Source organism: Caulobacter sp. HJHS_5, assembly GCF_056683955.1.
On sequence record NZ_JBWZNC010000004.1, the window covers coordinates 1 to 21,063 of the forward strand.

At 67.7% G+C, this 21,063-nt stretch carries 15 protein-coding genes; 7 read left to right on the top strand and 8 right to left on the bottom strand.

Annotated elements, in window-relative coordinates:
• From ACFLIT_RS08375 to rpsL, 4 genes are all read right to left on the bottom strand, one after another.
• A partial coding sequence (locus ACFLIT_RS08375) for a hypothetical protein (protein WP_007443273.1) occupies positions 1-77 on the bottom strand: 77 nt, incomplete at its 3' end.
• Between the two features lie 48 nt (positions 78-125).
• Entirely contained in the window at positions 126-2,204 is a 2,079-nt protein-coding gene (gene fusA / locus ACFLIT_RS08380) for an elongation factor G (RefSeq protein ID WP_479910767.1), read from the bottom strand.
• Positions 2,205-2,305: 101 nt separating this feature from the next.
• Entirely contained in the window at positions 2,306-2,779 is a 474-nt protein-coding gene (gene rpsG / locus ACFLIT_RS08385; protein WP_479910768.1) for a 30S ribosomal protein S7, read from the bottom strand.
• 12 nt (positions 2,780-2,791) lie between these two features.
• Complete coding sequence (rpsL, locus tag ACFLIT_RS08390) at positions 2,792-3,163, bottom strand: 30S ribosomal protein S12 (RefSeq protein WP_479910769.1); 372 nt, start codon at positions 3,161-3,163, stop codon at positions 2,792-2,794.
• A gap of 271 nt (positions 3,164-3,434) precedes the next feature.
• Here rpsL and ACFLIT_RS08395 point away from each other — a divergent pair, with 271 nt between their 5' ends.
• Together ACFLIT_RS08395 and ACFLIT_RS08400 are read left to right on the top strand one after the other, a co-directional pair.
• Positions 3,435-4,157 carry a hypothetical protein gene (locus ACFLIT_RS08395; RefSeq protein WP_479910770.1) on the top strand — a complete coding sequence of 241 codons (723 nt, stop codon included), beginning with the start codon at positions 3,435-3,437 and terminating at the stop codon, positions 4,155-4,157.
• 105 nt (positions 4,158-4,262) lie between these two features.
• Positions 4,263-4,832, top strand: coding sequence for a hypothetical protein (locus tag ACFLIT_RS08400; protein WP_479910771.1), 570 nt, complete (start codon positions 4,263-4,265; stop codon positions 4,830-4,832).
• A gap of 85 nt (positions 4,833-4,917) precedes the next feature.
• Here the strand turns inward: ACFLIT_RS08400 and rpoC are convergent, their stop codons facing one another.
• Both rpoC and rpoB read right to left on the bottom strand, forming a co-directional pair.
• Positions 4,918-9,102 carry a DNA-directed RNA polymerase subunit beta' gene (gene rpoC / locus ACFLIT_RS08405; RefSeq protein WP_479910772.1) on the bottom strand — a complete coding sequence of 1,395 codons (4,185 nt, stop codon included), beginning with the start codon at positions 9,100-9,102 and terminating at the stop codon, positions 4,918-4,920.
• Between the two features lie 107 nt (positions 9,103-9,209).
• On the bottom strand, positions 9,210-13,280 hold the full coding sequence (rpoB, locus tag ACFLIT_RS08410; protein WP_479910773.1) for a DNA-directed RNA polymerase subunit beta: 4,071 nt from the start codon (positions 13,278-13,280) through the stop codon (positions 9,210-9,212).
• Between the two features lie 361 nt (positions 13,281-13,641).
• On the opposite strand from rpoB, the gene ACFLIT_RS08415 reads away from it, so the two are divergent.
• From ACFLIT_RS08415 to ACFLIT_RS08425, 3 genes are all read left to right on the top strand, one after another.
• Complete coding sequence (locus ACFLIT_RS08415) at positions 13,642-15,600, top strand: M61 family metallopeptidase (RefSeq protein ID WP_479910774.1); 1,959 nt, start codon at positions 13,642-13,644, stop codon at positions 15,598-15,600.
• A 217-nt stretch (positions 15,601-15,817) separates the two neighbouring features.
• Positions 15,818-16,255, top strand: coding sequence for a four-helix bundle copper-binding protein (locus ACFLIT_RS08420; RefSeq protein ID WP_479910775.1), 438 nt, complete (start codon positions 15,818-15,820; stop codon positions 16,253-16,255).
• Between the two features lie 239 nt (positions 16,256-16,494).
• A complete protein-coding gene (locus tag ACFLIT_RS08425) occupies positions 16,495-18,138 on the top strand; it encodes an MFS transporter (RefSeq protein ID WP_479910776.1) in 1,644 nt (547 codons plus the stop codon).
• A gap of 188 nt (positions 18,139-18,326) precedes the next feature.
• Here the strand turns inward: ACFLIT_RS08425 and ACFLIT_RS08430 are convergent, their stop codons facing one another.
• A complete protein-coding gene (locus ACFLIT_RS08430) occupies positions 18,327-19,217 on the bottom strand; it encodes an NAD(P)-dependent oxidoreductase (protein ID WP_479910777.1) in 891 nt (296 codons plus the stop codon).
• Between the two features lie 171 nt (positions 19,218-19,388).
• Between ACFLIT_RS08430 and ACFLIT_RS08435 the strand changes: the two genes are divergently transcribed.
• Positions 19,389-20,258, top strand: a complete 870-nt coding sequence (locus tag ACFLIT_RS08435; protein WP_479910778.1) for a bifunctional regulator KidO — start codon at positions 19,389-19,391, stop codon at positions 20,256-20,258.
• A gap of 28 nt (positions 20,259-20,286) precedes the next feature.
• On the opposite strand, the gene ACFLIT_RS08440 is transcribed toward ACFLIT_RS08435, so the two are convergent.
• The gene (locus ACFLIT_RS08440) at positions 20,287-20,493 is read right to left on the bottom strand and encodes a hypothetical protein (RefSeq protein ID WP_479910779.1); all 207 of its coding nucleotides are present in this window, start codon (positions 20,491-20,493) and stop codon (positions 20,287-20,289) included.
• A 179-nt stretch (positions 20,494-20,672) separates the two neighbouring features.
• Here ACFLIT_RS08440 and ACFLIT_RS08445 point away from each other — a divergent pair, with 179 nt between their 5' ends.
• The gene (locus tag ACFLIT_RS08445; RefSeq protein ID WP_479910780.1) at positions 20,673-21,011 is read left to right on the top strand and encodes a DUF2322 family protein; all 339 of its coding nucleotides are present in this window, start codon (positions 20,673-20,675) and stop codon (positions 21,009-21,011) included.
• Positions 21,012-21,063 lie beyond the last annotated feature (52 nt).

A 21,063-nucleotide genomic window follows, 5' to 3' on the forward strand; every position in this document is an offset into this window, starting at 1 on the left:
GTCTTGCCGTGGTCAACGTGGCCGATCGTGCCAATGTTGCAGTGCGGCTTCGTGCGTTCGAACTTCTCTTTGGCCATTTCAAGCTCCAGCCCTGTTTGGGCTTGTCCTCAGTTAGGGTTGGAAAACTAGGCGTACTTCTTGATCACTTCGTCGGCGACGTGTTGCGGCACCTGCTCGTAGTGATCGTATTGCATCGTGAACTGGGCGCGGCCTTGCGACATGCCGCGCAGGTTGTTCACGTAGCCGAACATGTTGGCCAGCGGCACGAAGGCGTTCACCACCGTGGCGTTGCCGCGCATGTCCTGCCCCTGGATCATGCCCCGGCGGCCGTTCAGGTCGCCGATGACCGAGCCAAGATATTCTTCCGGGGTCACGACCTCGACGGCCATGATCGGCTCGAGCAGCTTCGGGGAGCCCTTCTCGCGCAGTTCCTTGAAGGCCGCGCGGGAGGCGATTTCGAAGGCCAGCACCGAGGAGTCGACGTCGTGGTAGGCGCCGTCGATCAGGGTGGCCTTGAAGTCGATCAGCGGGAACCCGGCCAGCAGGCCGTTGTCCTTCACCGATTCCAGACCCTTCACGACGCCCGGGACGTATTCCTTCGGCACCGCGCCGCCGACGATGGCGCTCTCGAACACGAAGCCCGAACCCGGCTCGCCCGGCTCGAACACCAGCTTCACGCGGGCGAACTGGCCCGTGCCGCCGGTCTGCTTCTTGTGCGTGTAGTCGATCTCCGCCTTGCGGCCGAGCGATTCACGGTAGGCCACCTGCGGCGCGCCGATGTTGGCTTCCACCTTGTAGGTGCGCTTCAGGATGTCGATCTTGATGTCGAGGTGCAGTTCGCCCATCCCCTTGAGGATGGTCTGGCCGCTCTCGTGATCGGTCGAGACGGTGAACGAGGGGTCTTCCGCGGCCAGCTTGGCCAGGGCGACGCCCAGCTTTTCCTGGTCGGCCTTCGACTTCGGCTCCACCGCGATCTCGATGACGGGCGCCGGGAATTCCATGCGCTCCAGGATCACCGGGCTCTTCAACGGATCGCACAGGGTGTCGCCGGTGCGGGTTTCCTTCAGGCCGGCCAGGGCGACGATGTCGCCGGCGTAGGCTTCCTTGATGTCCTCGCGGTTGTTCGAGTGCATCAGCAGCATGCGGCCGACGCGCTCGCGCTTGTCGCGGGTCGAGTTCATCAGGGCCATGCCGGTCTCGAGCTTGCCCGAGTAGATGCGGCAGAAGGTCAGCGAGCCCACGAAGGGGTCGTCCATGATCTTGAACGCCAGGACCGACAGGGGCTCGTCGTCCGAAGCGCGGCGCTCGACGGGCTCTTCGGTCTTGAAGTCGATGCCTTGGGTCGGCGGAATGTCCACCGGCGAGGGCAGGTAGTCGACGACGGCGTCGAGCAGGGGCTGCACGCCCTTGTTCTTGAAGGCCGAGCCGCAGAGGATCGGATAGAAGGCGCCGGTCAGAACCGCCTTGCGCAGGCACTTCTTGATGGTCTCTTCCGACGGCTCGTCGCCGCCGAGGTAGGCTTCCATCGCCTCGTCGTCGAGTTCGACGGCGTTCTCGATCAGGTAGTTGCGGGCCTCGACGGCCTTGTCCATCAGATCGGCGGGGATTTCCTCGTCGCGGAACGACGCGCCGAGGCCGTCGTTGTCCCACAGCACGGCCTTCATGCGGACCAGGTCCACGAGGCCCTTCAGGTTGCTTTCCGAGCCGATCGGGAACTGGATCGGCACGGCCTTGGCGCCGAGACGGTCGCGGATCGATTCGACCGACTTGTCGAAGTCGGCGCCGATCTTGTCCATCTTGTTGACGAACACGATCCGCGGAACCTTGTACTTGTCGGCCTGACGCCAGACGGTCTCGGTCTGCGGCTCCACGCCGGCGTTGCCGTCCAGCACCGTCACCGCGCCGTCGAGCACGCGCAGCGAGCGTTCGACTTCGATGGTGAAGTCCACGTGGCCGGGGGTGTCGATGATGTTGAGGCGCTTGCCGTTCCAGAAGGCGGTCGTGGCGGCCGAGGTGATCGTGATGCCGCGCTCCTGCTCCTGCTCCATCCAGTCCATGGTCGCGGCGCCGTCGTGGACCTCGCCGATCTTATGGCTCTTGCCGGTGTAGTAGAGGATCCGCTCCGTCGTCGTCGTCTTGCCCGCATCGATGTGGGCCATGATTCCGAAGTTGCGGTAGTCTTCGATCTTATGCGTGCGGGGCATAGGGGCGCCTCGATAAAGCGGTGCAGTTTTAGGACGTCAAACGTGCGGCGCGGGCGGTTTAGCCGAAACCGCCCGCGCCTGAAAGGGTCTGGTAAGAGGTCTTACCAGCGGTAGTGCGAGAAGGCGCGGTTGGCTTCAGCCATCTTGTGGGTGTCTTCGCGCTTCTTCACGGCGGTGCCGCGGTTGTTCGAAGCGTCGAGCAGCTCACCGGCCAGCTTCTCGGTCATGGTGTTCTCGCCGCGCTTGCGGGCGGCGGTCACGAGCCAGCGGATGGCCAGGGCGCGACGGCGCTCCGGACGCACTTCGACGGGCACCTGATAGGTGGCGCCGCCGACCCGGCGCGAGCGGACTTCGATCGCCGGAGCGACGTTGTCCAGGGCGCCGTGGAAGGTTTCCAGGGGGCCCTGGTCCTTGCGCTTGGCTTCCAGGATGTCGAAAGCACCATAGATGATGTTTTCGGCGACGGCTTTTTTGCCTTCATACATCACGTAGTTCATGAACTTAGTGACGATGAGATCCCCGAACTTGGGATCCGGCAGGACTTCACGCTTCTCTGCGCGGCGACGACGGGACATATCTTCTGATCCTTACTTCGGACGCTTGGCGCCGTACTTCGAACGGCGCTGCTTGCGATCTTTGACGCCTTGCGTGTCAAGGACGCCGCGCAGGATGTGATAACGGACGCCGGGCAAGTCCTTCACGCGGCCGCCGCGGATGAGCACGACCGAGTGCTCCTGCAGGTTGTGGCCCTCGCCGGGGATGTAGCAGACGGCTTCGATGCCGGAGGTCAGACGGACCTTGGCGACCTTACGAAGGGCCGAGTTCGGCTTCTTCGGGGTGGTGGTGTAGACGCGGGTGCAAACGCCGCGACGCTGCGGGCAACCCTTCAGGGCCGGCACCTTGTTACGGACCGGTTTCGGCTGCCGCGGCTTGCGGATGAGCTGGTTGACGGTAGGCATTCTGTCTCGCTCTGTGGAGGCGTGTGCCGTTGGGCCGGGGCGCCTCGGAAAATCCAAAAACTCGTTTACTGTCGAGGTTCCGATCAAACAAAACTCGCCGGGACGCGGCTTGTACGCGTTCCGGCGGGCCCATCCGCCCTTCGCAGGGGGACCGTTCATCGGGCCGGAGCGAACCCCGGCCTCGAAAGGAGGGCGGTATTTACTCGCGAGCAAGGGTTGGGTCAAGGGCGGAAAGCTCGACCTTGCAAGGACTTGAGTCGCACGGAAGGGGTTGCGGCGCCCATCGCCCGCGGGCCACCATCCCGCCCCCTCGCCGGTCGATGATCCATCGGCCAAGACGCCCCCAAGGAGCACGCCCCTGACGCCGGCCGCCCACCGACGCCTGTGGTTCGTCCGCGCCGGCCTGTTCGTGCTGGTGACCCTGGCGCACGTCCTGGTTCTGGCCTGGCTAGGCCTGCACGCGCCCCAGACCAACATGGTGGTTCCGCCGGAGCCCCAGGTGGTCGAGGCCTTCCTCGTGCCGCCCCCGCCGCCGCGCCAGCCGCGGGACGGCCGCCCCCCGCCCGGGGTCACGCCGTTCCGGCCCCGCATCGTCCTGCCGGTCGCCCCGTCGAACGTCGCGCCCCTGCCCGCCCCGCCGTCGACCGCCGCGGCGGGCCCGACCGGACCGGTCGCCCCGCCGGCCGTCAACCTGCCCCGGAACGACGGGGTGCGCGGGACCCTGCGCCAGACGACGGGCTGCGAATCGCAGGACCTGCACGCCCTCACCCCGGCCGAGCGCGCCGCCTGCGACCGCAAGTTCGGCCTCGCCGCCGACCGGGCCAAGCCGCTGCCCCTGGCCATCGATCCGGCCAAGCAAGCCGAGTTCGACCGCGCCGCCGCCGCCAACGCCCGGGCGCGCCGCGAGCGCGAGGGCTCGATGGGCAATCCGATGACCACCTGCACCGGCGTGAATTCGAACTTCGGGATCGCCTGCAACCCCAGCCCTCAATAACGGCGTCCGCCACCTTTTCGCCCCCTCCCGTCGTCAGGTTCGCCAGGCTTAGCCGCCGGGGGAGGGACGCCGCTGGTCATCGCCGAGCCGACCCACACCTGGCTGGTGCGCACCGCCGTGTTCACGCTGGTCGCGGCCGGTCACGTCGCCTTGCTGGCCTGGCTCGGCCTGCGCGCGCCGCAGACGACCATGGCGACCCTGGACGAGCCGACCGCGGTGGAGGTCTTCGTCCTGCCCCCGCCCCCGCGCCCGCAGGAGCGCTCGTCCCGCCCCACCTCGGTCTTGCGGCCGCGCGTGGCCCTGCCCCCGCCGGTCGGGGCCGTCGCCGTGCCCGAACCGCTGCCGACCGTCGAGACCCCGCCGCCGCCGATCGCGCCCGGCGCTCCGTCGGAGCAGACCCGCACCGCCCTGCGCCGCAGCCTGATCAATTGTCTGGACACCGCCCGCATCGCGCCGGGGGACCGCGCCTACTGCGAGGAGCGCCGCGCCGGCGTCAGGACCACCGACGCCTCGATCGGTCCCGTCCTGGCGCCCGACAAGCAGGCCCGCTTCGACAACACCGCCGCCGCCAAGGGCGCCGTCAAGGCCTACAAGGACTGTAGGACGATGGCCGAGTGCGAGGCGCTCTACCCGGGGCTCCGGGCCATCGCGAAGGACGCCCTCGGCGCCCAGTGAGGGACGCCGGGCGATAGGAGAATACGAAAACGGCCCGGGATCGCTCCCGGGCCGCTCCTTGGTCCTTCGTCCTGGGCGCTGAGGCCTAGGCTTCCACTTCGGCGGTGATCTCCGCCGGCAGCGGCTCCATGGCCTGCTCGCGCTGGGCCGACAGCACTTCGTCGCGCTTGGCGGCGATGCGTTGCAGGCCGCGCAGGTACGAGCCCGTGCCGGCCGGGATGAGGCGGCCGACGATGACGTTCTCCTTGAGGCCTTCCAGGGTGTCGGTCTTGCCGTGCACCGAGGCGTCCGTGAGCACCCGGGTCGTCTCCTGGAAGGAGGCGGCCGAGATGAACGAGCGGGTCTGCAGCGAGGCCTTGGTGATGCCGAGCAGGACGGGCTGGACGATGGCCGGGCGACCGCCGCGGGCTTCCGCCTTGGCGCTCTCCAGATCCAGGTCCGGCTTGTCCATGTGGTCGCCCTTGATGAGGCCGGTGTCGCCGGGCTCCAGGATTTCCACCTTCTGCAGCATCTGGCGAACGATCACCTCGATGTGCTTGTCGTTGATCGGCACGCCCTGCAGTCGGTAGACCTCCTGGATCTCATTGACCAGGAAGTCGGCCAGCGCCTCGATGCCCAGGATGCGCAGGATGTCGTGCGGATCCGGGTTGCCGTCGATGATGTACTCGCCCTTGCGGATCACGTCGCCGTCGTGGACGGCGATGTGCTTGCCCTTCGGGATCAGGAACTCGACCGCATCCGCCTCGTCGCCGTTCTCCGGCGTGATCTTGATGCGACGCTTGTTCTTGTAGTCTTTCCCGAAGGTGACGCGGCCGTCCATCTCGGCGATGACCGCGCAGTCCTTCGGACGACGGGCTTCGAACAGCTCAGCCACCCGCGGCAGACCGCCGGTGATGTCGCGCGTCTTGGCGCCTTCCGTGGGGATACGGGCCAGCACGTCGCCGGGCTTCACCTTTTCGCCGTCGGCCACCGAGAGAATGGCGCCGGCGGGCAGCAGGTACTTGGCTTCACCCCCGCTGGCGATGCGCTTGTAGGCGCCGTCCTCGCCGAGCACGGCCATGGCCGGGCGCAGGTCGGACCCGCGCGCCGAGGCGCGCCAGTCGGCGATCACGCGGTTGGCGATGCCGGTGGCTTCGTCGACTTCCTCGCGGACGGAGAAGCCGTCCACCAGGTCCTCGGAACGAACCACGCCGCCCACTTCGGTGATGATCGGGGTGGTGTAGGGGTCCCAGTCCGCCAGGCGGGCGCCGCGCTTCACCGCGTCGCCGTCCTTGATCTTCAAGCGCGCGCCGTACGGCGGCTTGTAGGTCTCGCGGTCCTTGCCGTCGACCTGAACGGTGACCGTCAGGTTACGGCTCATCACGATCAGCTCGCCGCTGTCGGTCGTCACGAAGGCGCCGCCGGCGATCTTGGCGATCCCGTCGATGCTGGCTTCGAAGAACGACTGCTCGGCCACCTGGGCGGTGCCGCCGATGTGGAAGGTCCGCATGGTCAGCTGGGTGCCGGGCTCGCCGATCGACTGGGCGGCGATGACGCCCACCGCTTCGCCGATGTTCACCGGGGTGCCGCGGGCCAGGTCGCGGCCGTAGCAGGCGCCGCAGCAGCCGATCTTGGCCTCGCAGGTCAGCACCGAACGCACCTTCACCGACGGCACGCCGGCCTTGTCGATCAGCTCGACCTGGGTTTCGTCCAGATAGGTGTCGGCCGGCACGATCAGCTCGCCCGAGGTCGGATCCTTGACGTCTTCCGCCGCGAAGCGGCCCAGCACGCGCTGGCCGAGCGAGACGAGCACGTCGCCGCCCTCGACCACCGCCCGCAGGGTGATGCCCTTGGTGGTGCCGCAGTCTTCCTCGGTGATGATCGAGTCCTGGGCCACGTCGACGAGACGACGGGTCAGGTAGCCCGAGTTGGCGGTCTTCAGGGCGGTGTCGGCCAGGCCCTTACGGGCGCCGTGGGTGGAGTTGAAGTACTCCTGAACGGTCAGGCCTTCCTTGAAGTTCGAGACGATCGGGGTCTCGATGATCTCGCCGGACGGCTTGGCCATCAGGCCGCGCATCCCGCCGAGCTGCTTCATCTGGGCTTGCGAACCCCGGGCGCCGGAGTGGGCCATCATGTAGATGGCGTTGATCTCGCGCTCGCGGCCGTTGGCGTCGACGTGCTTCTCCTGCAGCTCGGCCATCATCTCGTCGGCGACGCGATCGGTGGCCTTGGCCCAGGCGTCGACGACCTTGTTGTACTTCTCGCCCTTGGTGATCAGGCCGTCGGCGTACTGCTGCTCATATTCCTCGGCGAGCTTCTTGGTCTCGTCGACGATGGCGACCTTGCGCTTCGGGATGATGATGTCGTCCTTGCCGAAGGAAATGCCGGCCTTGGCCGCTTCCTTGAAGCCCAGACCCATGATCTGGTCGGCGAAGATCACCGTCGCCTTCTGGCCGCAGTGGCGATAGACCACGTCGATCAGATTGCCGATTTCCTTCTTCGTCAGGGCCTTGGCGACCAGACGGTGACCCACCGCCGGGTGCTTCGGCAGCAGGGCGGCGATCTTCATCCGGCCCGGCGTCGTCTCGATCACCTTGGTGACCAGCTCGCCCGCCTCGTTCATCTCGGCGTAGCGCGCCTTGATCTTGGAGTGCAGGGTCACGACCCCGGCGCCCAGCGCCTGGTCGATCTCGTTGAGGTCGGCGAACGCCTTGCCTTCGCCCGGCTCGTTCTCACGGGCCTGCGACAGGTAGTAGAGGCCCAGGACGATGTCCTGCGACGGCACGATGATCGGGCGGCCGTTGGCCGGCGACAGGATGTTGTTCGTGCTCATCATCAGCACGCGGGCTTCCAGCTGGGCTTCCAGCGAAAGCGGCACGTGCACGGCCATCTGGTCGCCGTCGAAGTCGGCGTTGAAGGCGGCGCAGACCAGCGGGTGCAGCTGGATCGCCTTGCCCTCGATCAGCTTCGGCTCGAACGCCTGGATGCCCAGGCGGTGCAGGGTCGGAGCGCGGTTCAGCAGAACCGGGTGCTCGCGGATCACCTCTTCCAGCACGTCCCAGACCGCCGGCTGCTCACGCTCGACCATGCGCTTGGACTGCTTGACGGTGCCCGACAGGCCCTTGGCGTCCAGACGCGCGTAGATGAACGGCTTGAACAGCTCCAGCGCCATCTTCTTCGGCAGGCCGCACTCGTGCAGCTTCAGCTCGGGGCCCACCACGATGACCGAACGGCCCGAGTAGTCGACGCGCTTGCCGAGCAGGTTCTGGCGGAAGCGGCCCTGCTTGCCCTTCAGCATGTCGGCGAGCGACTTCAGCGGACGCTTGTTGGCGCCGGTGATGACGCGGCCGCGACGGCCGTTGTCGAACAGGGCGTCGACCGATTCCTGCAGCATCCGCTTTTCGTTGCGGATGATGATGTCCGGCGCGCGCAGCTCGATCAGGCGCTTCAGGCGGTTGTTCCGGTTGATCACCCGGCGATACAGGTCGTTCAGGTCGGAGGTCGCGAAGCGGCCGCCGTCCAGCGGCACCAGCGGACGCAGTTCCGGCGGGATCACCGGGATCACGTTCAGAACCATCCACTCCGGCTTGTTGCCGGATTCCATGAACGCCTCGATGATCTTCAGGCGCTTGGAATACTTCTTCTGCTTGATGTCCGACGGGTTGCCCGCCAGCTCCTCGCGCAGCTTGTCGGCCTCCTTGTCGAGGTCGATGGCCTTCAGCAGGTTCTGCACGGCCTCGGCGCCGATTTCGGCGGTGAAGCTGTCGTCGCCGTACTCGTCCTGGGCGCGGATGTAGTCGTCTTCCGCCAGCAGCTGGTGCTGCTTCAGCGGGGTCAGGCCCGGCTCGGTGACGATGTAGTGCTCGAAGTAGAGCACGCGCTCGATGTCCTTCAGCGGCATGTCGAGCATCATGGCGATGCGCGAGGGCAGCGACTTCAGGAACCAGATGTGGGCGACCGGCGAGGCCAGTTCGATGTGGCCCATCCGCTCGCGACGGACGCGCGCGAGGGTCACCTCGACGCCGCACTTCTCGCAGATGATGCCCTTGTACTTCATGCGCTTGTACTTGCCGCACAGGCACTCGTAGTCCTTCGTCGGACCGAAGATCCGCGCGCAGAACAGGCCGTCACGCTCGGGCTTGAACGTGCGGTAGTTGATGGTTTCCGGCTTCTTGATCTCGCCGAACGACCAGGAGCGGATCTTCTCCGGGCTGGCGAGGGTGATGCGGATCTGGTCGAAGGTCGGCGTGGCCGGGACCGGATTGAAGATGTTCAGGACTTCCTGGTTCATCTTGGTTCCTTCTGCGGGGGTTCCCGCGAAAATCGTTCAGAGCGCCTCGTGGGAGGCGATTGCGAAGGCGTTGGCGGGACCGGCGACGCGGTCCCGCCGAGACGCGATCAGCTGTTCTCGAGTTCGACGTTGAGGCCGAGGGAGCGCATTTCCTTGACCAGCACGTTGAAGCTTTCCGGAATGCCGGCCTCGAAGGTGTCGTCGCCGCGGACGATGCTTTCGTAGACCTTGGTCCGGCCGGCCACGTCGTCCGACTTCACCGTCAGCATTTCCTGCAGGGTGTAGGCGGCGCCGTAGGCTTCCAGAGCCCACACTTCCATTTCCCCGAAGCGCTGACCGCCGAACTGGGCCTTACCACCCAGCGGCTGTTGCGTGACCAGCGAGTACGGGCCGATCGAACGGGCGTGGATCTTGTCGTCCACCAGGTGGTGCAGCTTCAGCATGTAGATGTAGCCGACCGTGACCGGACGCTTGAACTGATCGCCGGTCTGGCCGTCGAACAGGATCGACTGGCCGGTGCGCGACAGGCCCGCGCTTTCCAGGCGGTCCTCGATGTCCACGATGTGGGCGCCGTCGAACACCGGGGTCGCGAAAGGCACGCCCTTCGAGAGGTTGCGGGCCAGTTCGACCAGCTCTTCCTCGTTGTCCGGCAGCTCCTGGTCGGGACCGTAGATCTCGCGCAGGCGGTTGGTCAGCTCGGCCTTCTGGCCGCCGTTCTGCCAGGCTTCCAACAGTCCGGCGATCTGCTTGCCGAGACCGGCCGCGGCCCAGCCGAGGTGGGTTTCGAAGATCTGGCCGACGTTCATGCGCGAAGGCACGCCCAGCGGGTTCAGCACCACGTCGACGGCGGTGCCGTCTTCCAGGTGCGGCATGTCCTCGATCGGCAGGATCTTGGAGATGACGCCCTTGTTGCCGTGACGGCCGGCCATCTTGTCGCCCGGCTGCAGCTTGCGCTTCACCGCCACGAACACCTTGACCATCTTCATCACGCCCGGGGGCAGTTCATCGCCGCGCTGCAACTTGTCGACCTTGTCCTCGAAGCGGCGGTCGAGACGCTTGCGGGCCTCGTCGAACTGACGGCGCATGGCCTCCAGCTCGCCCATGGCCTTTTCGTCGTCGAGGGCGATCTGCCACCACAGGCCCGGCGCGATTTCGGCCAGCTTCTCGGCGGTGATCTCGCCGCGGCCCAGGCCCTTGGGACCCGAGAGGGCGTTCTTGCCGGTCAGCAGCTCGCGCAGACGGCCGGTCATGTTGCGGTTCAGGATCGCGAACTCGTCGTCGCGGTCCTTGCCCAGGCGGTCGATTTCGGCGCGTTCGATGGCCAGGGCGCGTTCGTCCTTGTCGACGCCGTGACGGTTGAAGACGCGGACCTCGACGATGGTGCCGGCCACGCCCGGCGGCAGACGCAGCGACGTGTCGCGCACGTCGGAGGCCTTTTCACCGAAGATGGCGCGCAGCAGCTTTTCTTCCGGGGTCATGGGCGACTCGCCCTTCGGCGTCACCTTGCCGACCAGGATGTCGCCCGGTTGCACTTCGGCGCCGATGGCCACGATGCCGGCTTCGTCGAGGTTGCGCAGGGCTTCCTCGCCGACATTCGGGATGTCGCGGGTGATTTCTTCCGGACCCAGCTTGGTGTCGCGGGCCATGACCTCGAACTCGTCGATGTGGATCGACGTGAACACGTCGTCCCGCACGATGCGCTCGGAGATCAGGATCGAGTCTTCGAAGTTGTAGCCGTTCCAGGGCATGAACGCGACGAGCGCGTTGCGGCCCAGGGCCAGTTCGCCGAGGTCGGTCGACGGGCCGTCGGCGATGATGTCGCCGGCGTTGATCCTGTCGCCCACGCGCACCAGCGGACGCTGGTTGATGCAGGTGCTCTGGTTCGAACGCTGGAACTTCGACAGGCGGTAGATGTCGACGCCGGGCTTGTTCGGATCGGTTTCCGCGGTGGCGCGGATGACGATACGGGTGCCGTCGATCTGCTCGACCACGCCGGTGCGGCGGGCGATGACCACGGCGCCGGAGTCACGGGCGACCACGTCTTCCATGCCGGTGCCGACCAGCGGCGCGTCCGACTGGACGAGCGGCACGGCCTGACGCTGCATGTTCGAGCCCATCAGCGCGCGGTTGGCGTCGTCGTTCTCGAGGAACGGGATCAGCGCCGCGGCGACCGAGACCACCTGCTTGGGCGACACGTCCATCAGGTCGACGTCGGTCTTCTGCAGCAGGCCCGGTTCGCCGTTCACCCGGCCGGGGACCAGGTCGTCGGTGATCTGGCCGCCTTCGAGCTTGATGTTCGACTGGGCGATGAAGTGCTTCGGCTCTTCCATCGCCGACATGTAGATGACCTCGCCCTGCGGCTTGCCATCGGTCACGCGGCGATAGGGGCTTTCGATGAAGCCGTACTTGTTCACGCGGGCGTGGGTGGCCAGCGAGTTGATCAGGCCGATGTTCGGGCCTTCCGGCGTTTCGATCGGGCAGATGCGGCCGTAGTGCGTCGGGTGCACGTCGCGCACTTCGAAGCCGGCGCGCTCGCGGGTCAGACCGCCCGGGCCGAGGGCCGAGAGGCGGCGCTTGTGGGTGATTTCCGACAGCGGGTTGGTCTGGTCCATGAACTGCGACAGCTGCGAGGAGCCGAAGAATTCGCGGACGGCGGCGGCCGCCGGCTTGGCGTTGATCAGGTCGTGCGGCATGACCGTGTCGATATCGACCGAGCTCATGCGCTCCTTGATCGCCCGCTCCATGCGCAGCAGGCCGACGCGGTACTGGTTCTCCAGCAGTTCGCCCACCGAACGGACGCGGCGGTTGCCGAGGTTGTCGATGTCGTCGATTTCGCCGCGGCCGTCGCGCAGGCCGACCAGCACCTTGAGCACTTCAAGCACGTCTTCCTTGCGCAGCACGCGCATCTCGTCGGAGACGTCGAGCTCCAGGCGCATGTTCATCTTCACGCGGCCCACCGACGACAGGTCGTAGCGTTCGCTGTCGAAGAACAGGCTCTTGAACATGGCCTCGGCGGCTTCCACCGTCGGCGGCTCGCCCGGGCGCATCACGCGATAGATGTCGAACAGCGCGTCCTCGCGGACGGCGTTCTTGTCGATGCGCAGGGTGTTGCGCATGTAGGCGCCGACCGTCACGTGGTCGATGTCGAGCACATCGACCGTCTCGAAGCCTTGCTCGGCCAGGGCGGCGATCGAGGCCGGGTCCAGCTCGTCGCCGGCTTCGGCGTAGATTTCGCCGGTCTGGAAGTTGACGGCGTCGCGGGCCAGGTAGCGGCCGGTCAGGGCTTCCGGCCCGAGCAGCAGCGTGGTCAGGCCGTTGTCGGCGAACTTCTTGGCGTTGCGGGCGCTGATCTTGATGCCGGCCGGAGCCACTTCCTCGCCGGTGTCGGCGTTGATCAGGGCGAACTCCGGCTTCACGCCGCGCCAGCGCTCGGGCTTGTAGGGCGTGGCCCAGCCTTCGCCGCGCTTCTCGAACGGCACGACGTCGTAGAAGGTCGTGAGGATTTCTTCGCCGTCCATGCCGAGGGCGTAGAGGAAGGTCGTGGCCGGCAGCTTGCGGCGGCGGTCGATGCGGACGTAGACGATGTCCTTGGCGTCGAATTCGAAGTCGAGCCACGAGCCGCGGTACGGGATCACGCGGGCGGCGAACAGCAGCTTGCCCGAGGCGTGGGTCTTGCCCTTGTCGTGGTCGAAGAACACGCCCGGCGAACGGTGCATCTGCGAGACGATCACGCGCTCGGTGCCGTTGACGATGAACGTGCCCTTGTCGGTCATGAGCGGGATGTCGCCCATGTAGACGTCCTGCTCCTTGATGTCCTTCACGGAGCGGGCGCCGGTTTCCTCTTCGGTTTCGAACACGATGAGGCGCAGCTTCACCTTCAGCGGCGCGGCGTAGGTCATGTCGCGCTGAATGCACTCTTCGACGTCGTACTTCGGCTCTTCGAACTCGTACGAGACGTATTCGAGCACGGCGCGCTCGTTGAAGTCCTTGATCGGGAACACCGACTTGAAGACCGCCTCGATGCCCTCGTCGCGGCGCGTGCCCGTGCGCACTTCGCGCTGCAGGAACTGCTCATACGAGGAACGCTGAACCTCGATCAGGTTCGGCATCTGCACGGCTTCGGGGATGCGGCCGAAAGACTTACGGATCCGCTTTTTGCCGGTGAAGGACTGAGCCATTTATATTTCCCTGGCGCCGGATTGGAGAATCCGGGCGTTGTCGTGTCGCTGCGTCCACCCTCGACGCCAGACACCCAATCAGGGAATCCGCCGTCGGACGCTGACGGCCCCCCGGGAGAGGGAGGCTGGCCCCTTCGCGACTGGTCAGGGCGAGACCAGCGCCATCGGGCCGAACGCGAAAGACGGCGACCGGGCGAGCGCGAGGAATCGCGCCTCAGTCGAACGGAAATTTCGCGAGACGCGCGAGATAGTCCTTTTGGACCCTCAAGGGAAGGGGGCGCCGGTTCTTTTTTCGGATGGCGCGCGAGCCCGGCGGCTGCAAAACTGCCACGCAAGATGTAACCCGTCGGGAAAGCTCCTGTTGAAACGTCAATCCCTGCTTCTGGCCGCCTCGGCCGCGGCCATGCTGGCCTTTTCCGCCCACGCGCAACAAGCGGCCGCGCCCTCCCCCGCCTCCCAGCCCGTCGCCGAACCCGCCGCGCCCAATCCGGCCCATCCCGCCCCGCGCGACGTCGCCTATCCGGGCGTCATCAAGGTCGCCATCGACGCCACCGACATCGACCGCCGCATCTTCACCATCAGACAGAGCATCCCGGCCACGCCCGGCCCGATGACCGTGCTCTATCCCGAGTGGATTCCCGGCAACCACTCCGACAGCGGCCAGATCGAGAAGATCGCGGGGATCAAGTTCTCGGCCAACGGCCAGCCCATCAAATGGCTGCGCGACAGCGCCGACGTCTACGCCTTCAACATCGACGCGCCCGCCGGCGCGACCAGCATCGACGTCGAGTTCCAGTACCTGTCGCCGACCGCCACCGCCCAGGGCCGCGTCACGGTGACGCCCGAGATCAGCAACCTGCAGACCATCTCCCAGGTCATGTATCCGGCCGGCTACTACGTCCGCCGCATCCCGATCTCGGCCAGCATCACCTTCCCGGAGGGCTGGAAGTACGCCACCGCCCTCGAGGCCGCCTCCACCAGCGGGAACACCACCACCTTCAAGACCGTGCCGCTCGACGTCTTCGCCGACAGCCCGCTGATGGCCGGCAAGTACGTCAAGACCATCGACCTCGACACCAGCGGCAAGTCGCCGGTGCGCATCAACTTCCTGGCCGACAGCGCTGAGATGCTGGAGTCCAAGCCCGAGCAGATCGACTCCCTGAAGCGGATGGTGACCCAGGCCGACAAGCTGTTCGGCGCCCGCCATTTCGACCACTACGACTTCCTCGCCGCCGTCGGCGACAAGCTGGGCGGCATCGGCCTGGAGCATCACCGCTCCACCGAGATCGACCTCAATGCCAAGACCTTCGAGAACTGGGCCAACCTCGCGCCCGACCGCAACGTCATCCCGCACGAGTACGTCCACTCGTGGAACGGCAAGTACCGCCGCGGCCAGGACCTGTGGACCGCCACCTACAACACCCCGATGCGCGACAGCCTGCTGTGGGTCTACGAGGGCCAGACCCAGTACTGGGGCTATGTCCTGCAGGCCCGCTCGGGCATGGCCACCAACGAGGAAATCCTCGGCTACTTCGCCAGCGCCGCCGCCCTCTATGGCCCCGGCCGGCCGGGCCGCGTCTGGCGCAACGTGCTCGACACCACCAACGACCCGCCGATCGCCCAGCGCAAGGCCCAGGCCTGGAGCAGTTGGCAGCGCAGCGAGGACTACTATGTCGAGGGCCTGCTGATCTGGCTCGACGCCGACACCCTGATCCGCGAGCGCACCGGCGGCAGGAAGTCGCTCGACGACTTCGCCAAGGCCTTCTTCGGCGTCAACGACGGCCACTTCGACGAGCTCACCTACACCTTCGACGACGTGGTCAAGACGCTGAACGACGTCACGCCCTACGACTGGGCCAAGTTCCTCAAGGACCGGGTGGAGGGCAACGGTCCCGTGCCGCTCGATAGCCTGGCCCGCGCCGGCTACAAGCTGGAATGGCAGGAAAAGCCCACTGTCTGGGGCAAGCAGACGGAAGACATCGCCAACTCGCGCCTGCTCACCTACTCCCTGGGCTTCACGGTCAACAACAGCGCCACCCTGACCTCGATCCTCTGGGACGGCCCGGCCTTCAAGCAGGGCCTGACCGTCGGCGCCACCATCGTGGCCGTCAACGGCGAGACCTACAGCATCGACCGCCTGAAGACGGCGATCACCGCCGCCAAGGGCAATGGCCCCGCGCCCGAACTGCTGATCAAGACCGGCGACCGCTACAAGACCTACCGCTTCGACTACCACGACGGCCTGCGCTACCCGATGCTGGTCAAGACCGATCCCAAGGCCAAGTCGTCGCTGGACGACATCCTGGCGGCGAAAAAATAATCCCTCCCCCTCGATGGGGGAGGGGCAGGGGTGGGGGTGACTGCTGACTTTCCGCGACAACGCGCTCGGCAAGTCACCCCAGCCTCACGCCCCACTCACCGCGAGCCGGACCGCTTCCACCCCCATCCCTACCCTTCCCCCATCCAGGGGGAAGGCGCTTGCTGTCCGGAACCTTGACCGCAGACCGGCGCTTCTAGTTCCAGGAGGAGGCGTCCGGATGACCCAACTGCAAGACATGCTCGCCGCTCACCCGCGCTACGGCGGGTCGGTCTGCGGCGCCGCCGCCAAGGCCGCCACCCTGGCCGCCGAGTGCGCCGCCATCTGCCGCTCCTGCGCCGACGCCTGCCTCGCCGAGGCGATGATCGCCGACCTCATCCAGTGCATCCGCCTGGACCTCGACTGCGCCGACATCTGCTGGGCCTTCTCCGGCGTCGCCTCGCGCTACACCGGCCGCGACGGCCCCCTGCTCGACGTCGCCTCCCAGGCCTGCGAGGCCGCCTGCCGCCGCTGCGCCGTCGAGTGCCGCAAGCACGCCGCCATGCACGAGCACTGCCGGATTTGCGCCGAGGCCTGCGCCGCCTGCGCCGACGCCTGCCACGCCCTGCGCCAGTCGCTCGACGACGGCCCGAAGCGCCCGGCGGCCTCGGTGGCCTGAGGCGCCACCGCTTTCGGTCGCAAGTTCACCGCTTCCCTCGGCCTTGTGCCGAGGGCCCCTCTGCCCACTCACGCGGCGCTAAAGCCTGACGCTCAACGGAAACCGAACCAGAGGCCCTCGGCACAAGGCCGAGGGAAGCGATTTGGAGTGCGCGCCTGGAAGCCGGATGTTCCCCGGTCCCGGTTTCATCCCCGCCCATGCTCATGCTAAGCCCGCCTCAAAAGCAGGGGGAACCACGCATGGCCGAACAGGCTGGCAAACGCACTTCGATGACCACGGTCGTCGCCGCCTCGGCGGCGGGCACCGCCTTCGAATGGTACGACTTCTTCCTGTTCGTCCCCCTGGCGACCATCATGTCCAAGACCTTCTTCGCGGGTCTGGACGACTCCACCGCCTTCATCTTCGCCCTCGGCGCGTTCGCGGTGGGTTTCGCCTTCCGCCCGATCGGCGCCCTGATCTTCGGCCGCATCGGCGACCGCATTGGCCGCAAGGCGACCTTCCTCGCCACCATGAGCCTGATGGGCCTGTCGACCTTCGCCATCGGCCTTCTGCCCAGCTACGCCACCGCCGGCATCGTCGCGCCCTGGCTGTTCCTGGCGCTCCGCATCCTCCAGGGCCTGGCCCTCGGCGGCGAATGGGGCGGGGCGGCGATCTATATCGTCGAGCATGTCGACGACGATAAGCGCGGGCGCACCGCCGCCTGGCTGGGCGGCTCGGCCGCCTTCGGCCTCGGCGGCGCCCTGCTGATGGTGCTGATCGTCCGCACCCTCGTCGGCGAGGCCGCCTTCAACGCCTGGGGCTGGCGCCTGCCCTTCCTGTTCTCCCTGGCGCTGCTGGCCATCTCCATGTGGATTCGCCTGAAGCTGCACGAGAGCCCGGCGTTCCAAAGGCTGAAGGACGAGGGCACGCGCTCCGAAAAGCCCTTCGCCGAGAGCTTCACCCAGTGGAAGAACCTCAAGACCGTCCTGATCTCGCTGTTCGCCATCCTGATCGCCCAGGGCAGCGTCTGGTACGCGGTGTTCTTCTACGCCCTCACCTTCATCGAGAAGACCGTGAAGGTCGCTCCGGCCACCGTGAACTGGGTGATGCTGGTCGTCGTCGCCCTCAGCGTGCCGATGTACATCGGCTTCGGCTGGCTGTCGGACAAGATCGGCCGCAAGCCGGTGATGATCGGCGGCATGATCCTGTTCTGCGTCGCCCTGTTCCCGGGCTTCCACCAGCTCACCCAGGCCGGCAGCCCCGCCCTGGCCGAGGCCAACCGCAACGCCCCGGTGACGGTCACCGCCGATCCCGCCGACTGCAGCTTCCAGTTCGACCCGGTCGGCAAGGCCCAGTTCCGCACCAGCTGCGACATCGCCAAGTCCAGCCTCGCGGCCGCCGGCGTCTCCTATGACAACGCCGCCGGCCCGACCGGCTCGCCCGCCGTCGTCAAGGTCGGCGACGCCGCGGTCGAGGCTCCGCGCGGCGAGGCCCTCGCCGCCGCCGACCTCGCCAAGCTGAAAGCCGCCTTCGGCAAGGATCTCGGCGCGGCGCTCACCCAGGCGGGCTACCCCGCCAAGGCCGACCCGGCGACCACCAACCCGGCCATGCTGCTGGTCTGGCTGATCGTCTTCGCCATCTCCGCCACCGCCCTCTACGGGCCGCAGGCCGCGGCCCTGGTCGAGCTGTTCCCCACCAGGATCCGCTACACGGCGATGAGCCTGCCCTACCACATCGGCACCGGCTGGGTCGGCGGCTTCCTGCCCGCCACCGTCTTCGCCATCGTCGCCGCCACCGGCGATATCTACGCCGGCCTCTGGTACCCCTTCGCCTTCACCGCCCTCGCCATCGTCTGCGCCCTGCTGTTCCTGCCGGAGACGAACGGGAAGGATCTGGATGCGTAGGCATCAGAACCGTCCTCGTCCCCTTCGACGCCGCCTTCGGCGGCGCTCAGGACAAGCTTCGAGGCCCGCTCACGCGGGCGCCTCAGGATGAGGACTACTGAGGCGTTTCACTCGAAATCCTCATCCTGAGGTGCGAGCGCAGCGAGCCTCGAAGGACGAGGATTTCGTCGCGAAAGTGCGAGCCGCCCCTACTCCGGCGCCGCCAGCAGCACCTCGACCTCGATCCCCGCCTCGATCAGCGCCAGGATCGAGGCCTTGTCCGGCACGGCGGTGATCAGGCGCACCACCTGGGCCCCCGCCCGCCCCAGCGCGATCAGGTCCGCATCCGGCGCCAGCCGCTCGGCGTCCCGCCGCACCAGCCCCAGCACGCCCGGATCGACGTCCGCGTCCGCCACCAGCACGTCGGCCGAGGCCAGGGCCCGCGAGGCCCGCAGCGTCAGCAGGTCCACCGGCCCCCGCCCGGCCACGAAGCGGATGCGCCCCCGCAGCGGCGGCCCGGCGTCGGCCGTCGCGATCGCCTCGCGCATCAGGGTCTCGGCCTTGTCCATGTCGCCGGCCAGGGCCGCCCCGGCCGCCGGGCCGGAGACCACCTGCCGCAGGAAGGCCCGCCGCTCGCGCAGGTCCGGCATCGCCGCCCGCACCTCGTCCTGGAACCGGCGCAGCAACACGGCCACGCGCCCCGCGCCCTCCGGCACCTGGGCCTCGATGTCGTTGCGCAGCAGGGTCGCCAGCACCGGCGCCGCCCCGCCCGTGCCCACGGCGGCCACAACCGGCCCCCGGTCGATCACCGCCGGGGTCACGAAGTCGGAAAGGTCCGGCCGGTCGACCACATTGACTAGCGCTCGCGCCGAGCGCGCCGCCGTCGCCGCCGCCTGCACGAACAGGTCGTCGCCGCCGGCGATGAAGGCCAGGATCGCCCCGGCGTAGGTCCCCGGCAGCCAGGCCGCCTGGTCCTCCACGCGCACCACCACGGCCGGCGAGCCCTCGAATAGGCGCGCCTTGGCCTCGGCGGCGGGACCGGACCCGGCGATCACGACCTTGCGTCCGGTCAGCGGAAAATAGGCGGGGAAGCTGTCCACGAAGGCTTTCTACGGCGCCGGACCTGCCCGGCGCCAAGTGTTTCTCGCGACAGGTGATGACCAGATCATGACCGCTCGCCGCCCCCGTTTACCTCCCGGCAAGGTTACGGAAACGGCTTCTTCAACCCTTTGCCGTTCTATGCGCCTCCGATCCGCGTTCGCAGGCGTCCCATGTCCCTTCTGCCCAAGCTCGGTCTTTCCGCCGCCCAGTTCGGCCTCGACTCCGCGTCGACCCTGCGTGGCCGCCCGCCGGAAGCCGAGGCGCGGGACATGCTGACCATCGCCGCCCGCGCCGGCCTGTCGGTGCTCGACGCCTCGCATGTTTTCGGCCGCGCCGAGCTGGCCATCGGCCAGATCGTCCCGCGCCCCGTCCCCTTCAACCTCGTCATCGCCATCGCCCGCGCCGACCGCGGTCCGGACTTCGTGGAGGCCGAGGCCCGCGCCTCGCTGCGCCGCCTCGGCGTCGAGCGCGCCCACGCCATCGTCGTCCCCAATGTCGGCGACCTGTTCGGCCCGCACGGCCCCGCCCTGTGGGACCGCCTGCAGCGCCTGCGCGACGAGGGCCTGGTCTCCAAGGTCGGCATCGGGGTCCACGCCACCGATGATCCGGTCGGCGTCGTCCGCCGCTTCCGCCCGGAACTCGTCCAGGCTCCCGGCAGCCTGCTCGACCAGCGCCTGCTGGTCTCCGGCGCCCTCGCCCAGATCGCCCAGATGGGCGTCGAGGTCCAGCTGCGCTCGATCTTCCTCAACGGCCTGCTGTTCCTGCCGCCGGACCGCGTGCCGGCCCAGCTCAAGGGCGCCGCCGGCCGCCTGTCGCGCGTGCGCCGCATGATCGCCGAAGGCCGCTCGGACCCGCTGCAGGCCGCCCTCGGCTTCGCCCTCTCCCGCCCGGAAGCCTCCAGCGTCCTCGTCGGCTGCACCTCGGCCTCGGAACTCTCCGCCGTCGTCGCCGCCGCCTCGCGCCCCTGCCCGGACCTCGACTGGGACGACATGGCCATCGACGACCCGGTGGCGCTCGACAACCGCTGGGCCGCGGCCTGAGCTGAGCTCACGCCTCATCCGCGTGCGGCTAGTCCGCGCCGGGGTTCGCCGGAGGCGGGTCCGAGGCCGGGAAGGTCTCCTTCAGGCCCTTGTCGATCTGCTGCTCTGACCGCTCAGCCTCATGATCCGCCTTCGGCTGGGAGTCTTCGGCGTCATCGCGCAGGTCTTCCGCGCCCTCGCCGAGATCCTGGTCCCCGGGCAGTGTATTGCCGGCGGCGTCGGTATCCGAGGCCATGATCGCTTCTCCCTGTGAGGCCTGGTCCTTTCCTGACCAACTCGCGTCCGAGGCCGATGTTCCGGCCTCGGCGCCTCAATCAGCGGACGGCTCGCCAGCGCGCCAGGGGAGCGGCGCTCCCGCCGAAGCATGCTAAGCGGACCGCCCGCGCTTCTACGCTCCGGATTCTGGAAGGCCCGATGCTTCAGCCCGCCGCGACGTTCAAGGATAACCTCCAGGACCTGCCGCCCATCGACGGCGTGCAGCGCATCGACCTCATCGACGCCGCCGGCGCCGTGGTCGCCACCATCGAGAACCAGCCCGGCAAGCAGGGATCCCTGGCCGTCTACCAATACCTGCGGCAACGCTTCGGCGCCCTCGACGCCCCGGCGGCCGAGCAAGGCCTCGCCCTCTTCGCCGAACATGTCGCCGACGCCCGCAGCCGCCCCGGCGCCCACCCCAACATCGACCGCCTTCTCGCCATCGCCGCCGGCGCCCCGCCGCTGACGATCGCGATCATCGCGGCCGAGGCGCGGTAAGTCCGTCGGGCGGGCCGGAGCTCCCCGCAATTCTGCGACCGTCGCACTCCAG

Bases quoted from the DNA above. Each gene is read 5' to 3' on its own strand.
- fusA (WP_479910767.1), bottom strand. From the start codon at position 2,204: ATGCCCCGCACGCATAAGATCGAAGACTACCGCAACTTCGGAATCATG.
- rpsG (WP_479910768.1), bottom strand. From the start codon at position 2,779: ATGTCCCGTCGTCGCCGCGCAGAGAAGCGTGAAGTCCTGCCGGATCCC.
- rpsL (WP_479910769.1), bottom strand. From the start codon at position 3,163: ATGCCTACCGTCAACCAGCTCATCCGCAAGCCGCGGCAGCCGAAACCG.
- rpoC (WP_479910772.1), bottom strand. From the start codon at position 9,102: ATGAACCAGGAAGTCCTGAACATCTTCAATCCGGTCCCGGCCACGCCG.
- rpoB (WP_479910773.1), bottom strand. From the start codon at position 13,280: ATGGCTCAGTCCTTCACCGGCAAAAAGCGGATCCGTAAGTCTTTCGGC.
- ACFLIT_RS08420 (WP_479910775.1), top strand. From the start codon at position 15,818: ATGACCCAACTGCAAGACATGCTCGCCGCTCACCCGCGCTACGGCGGG.
- ACFLIT_RS08425 (WP_479910776.1), top strand. From the start codon at position 16,495: ATGGCCGAACAGGCTGGCAAACGCACTTCGATGACCACGGTCGTCGCC.
- ACFLIT_RS08435 (WP_479910778.1), top strand. From the start codon at position 19,389: ATGTCCCTTCTGCCCAAGCTCGGTCTTTCCGCCGCCCAGTTCGGCCTC.
- ACFLIT_RS08440 (WP_479910779.1), bottom strand. From the start codon at position 20,493: ATGGCCTCGGATACCGACGCCGCCGGCAATACACTGCCCGGGGACCAG.
- ACFLIT_RS08445 (WP_479910780.1), top strand. From the start codon at position 20,673: ATGCTTCAGCCCGCCGCGACGTTCAAGGATAACCTCCAGGACCTGCCG.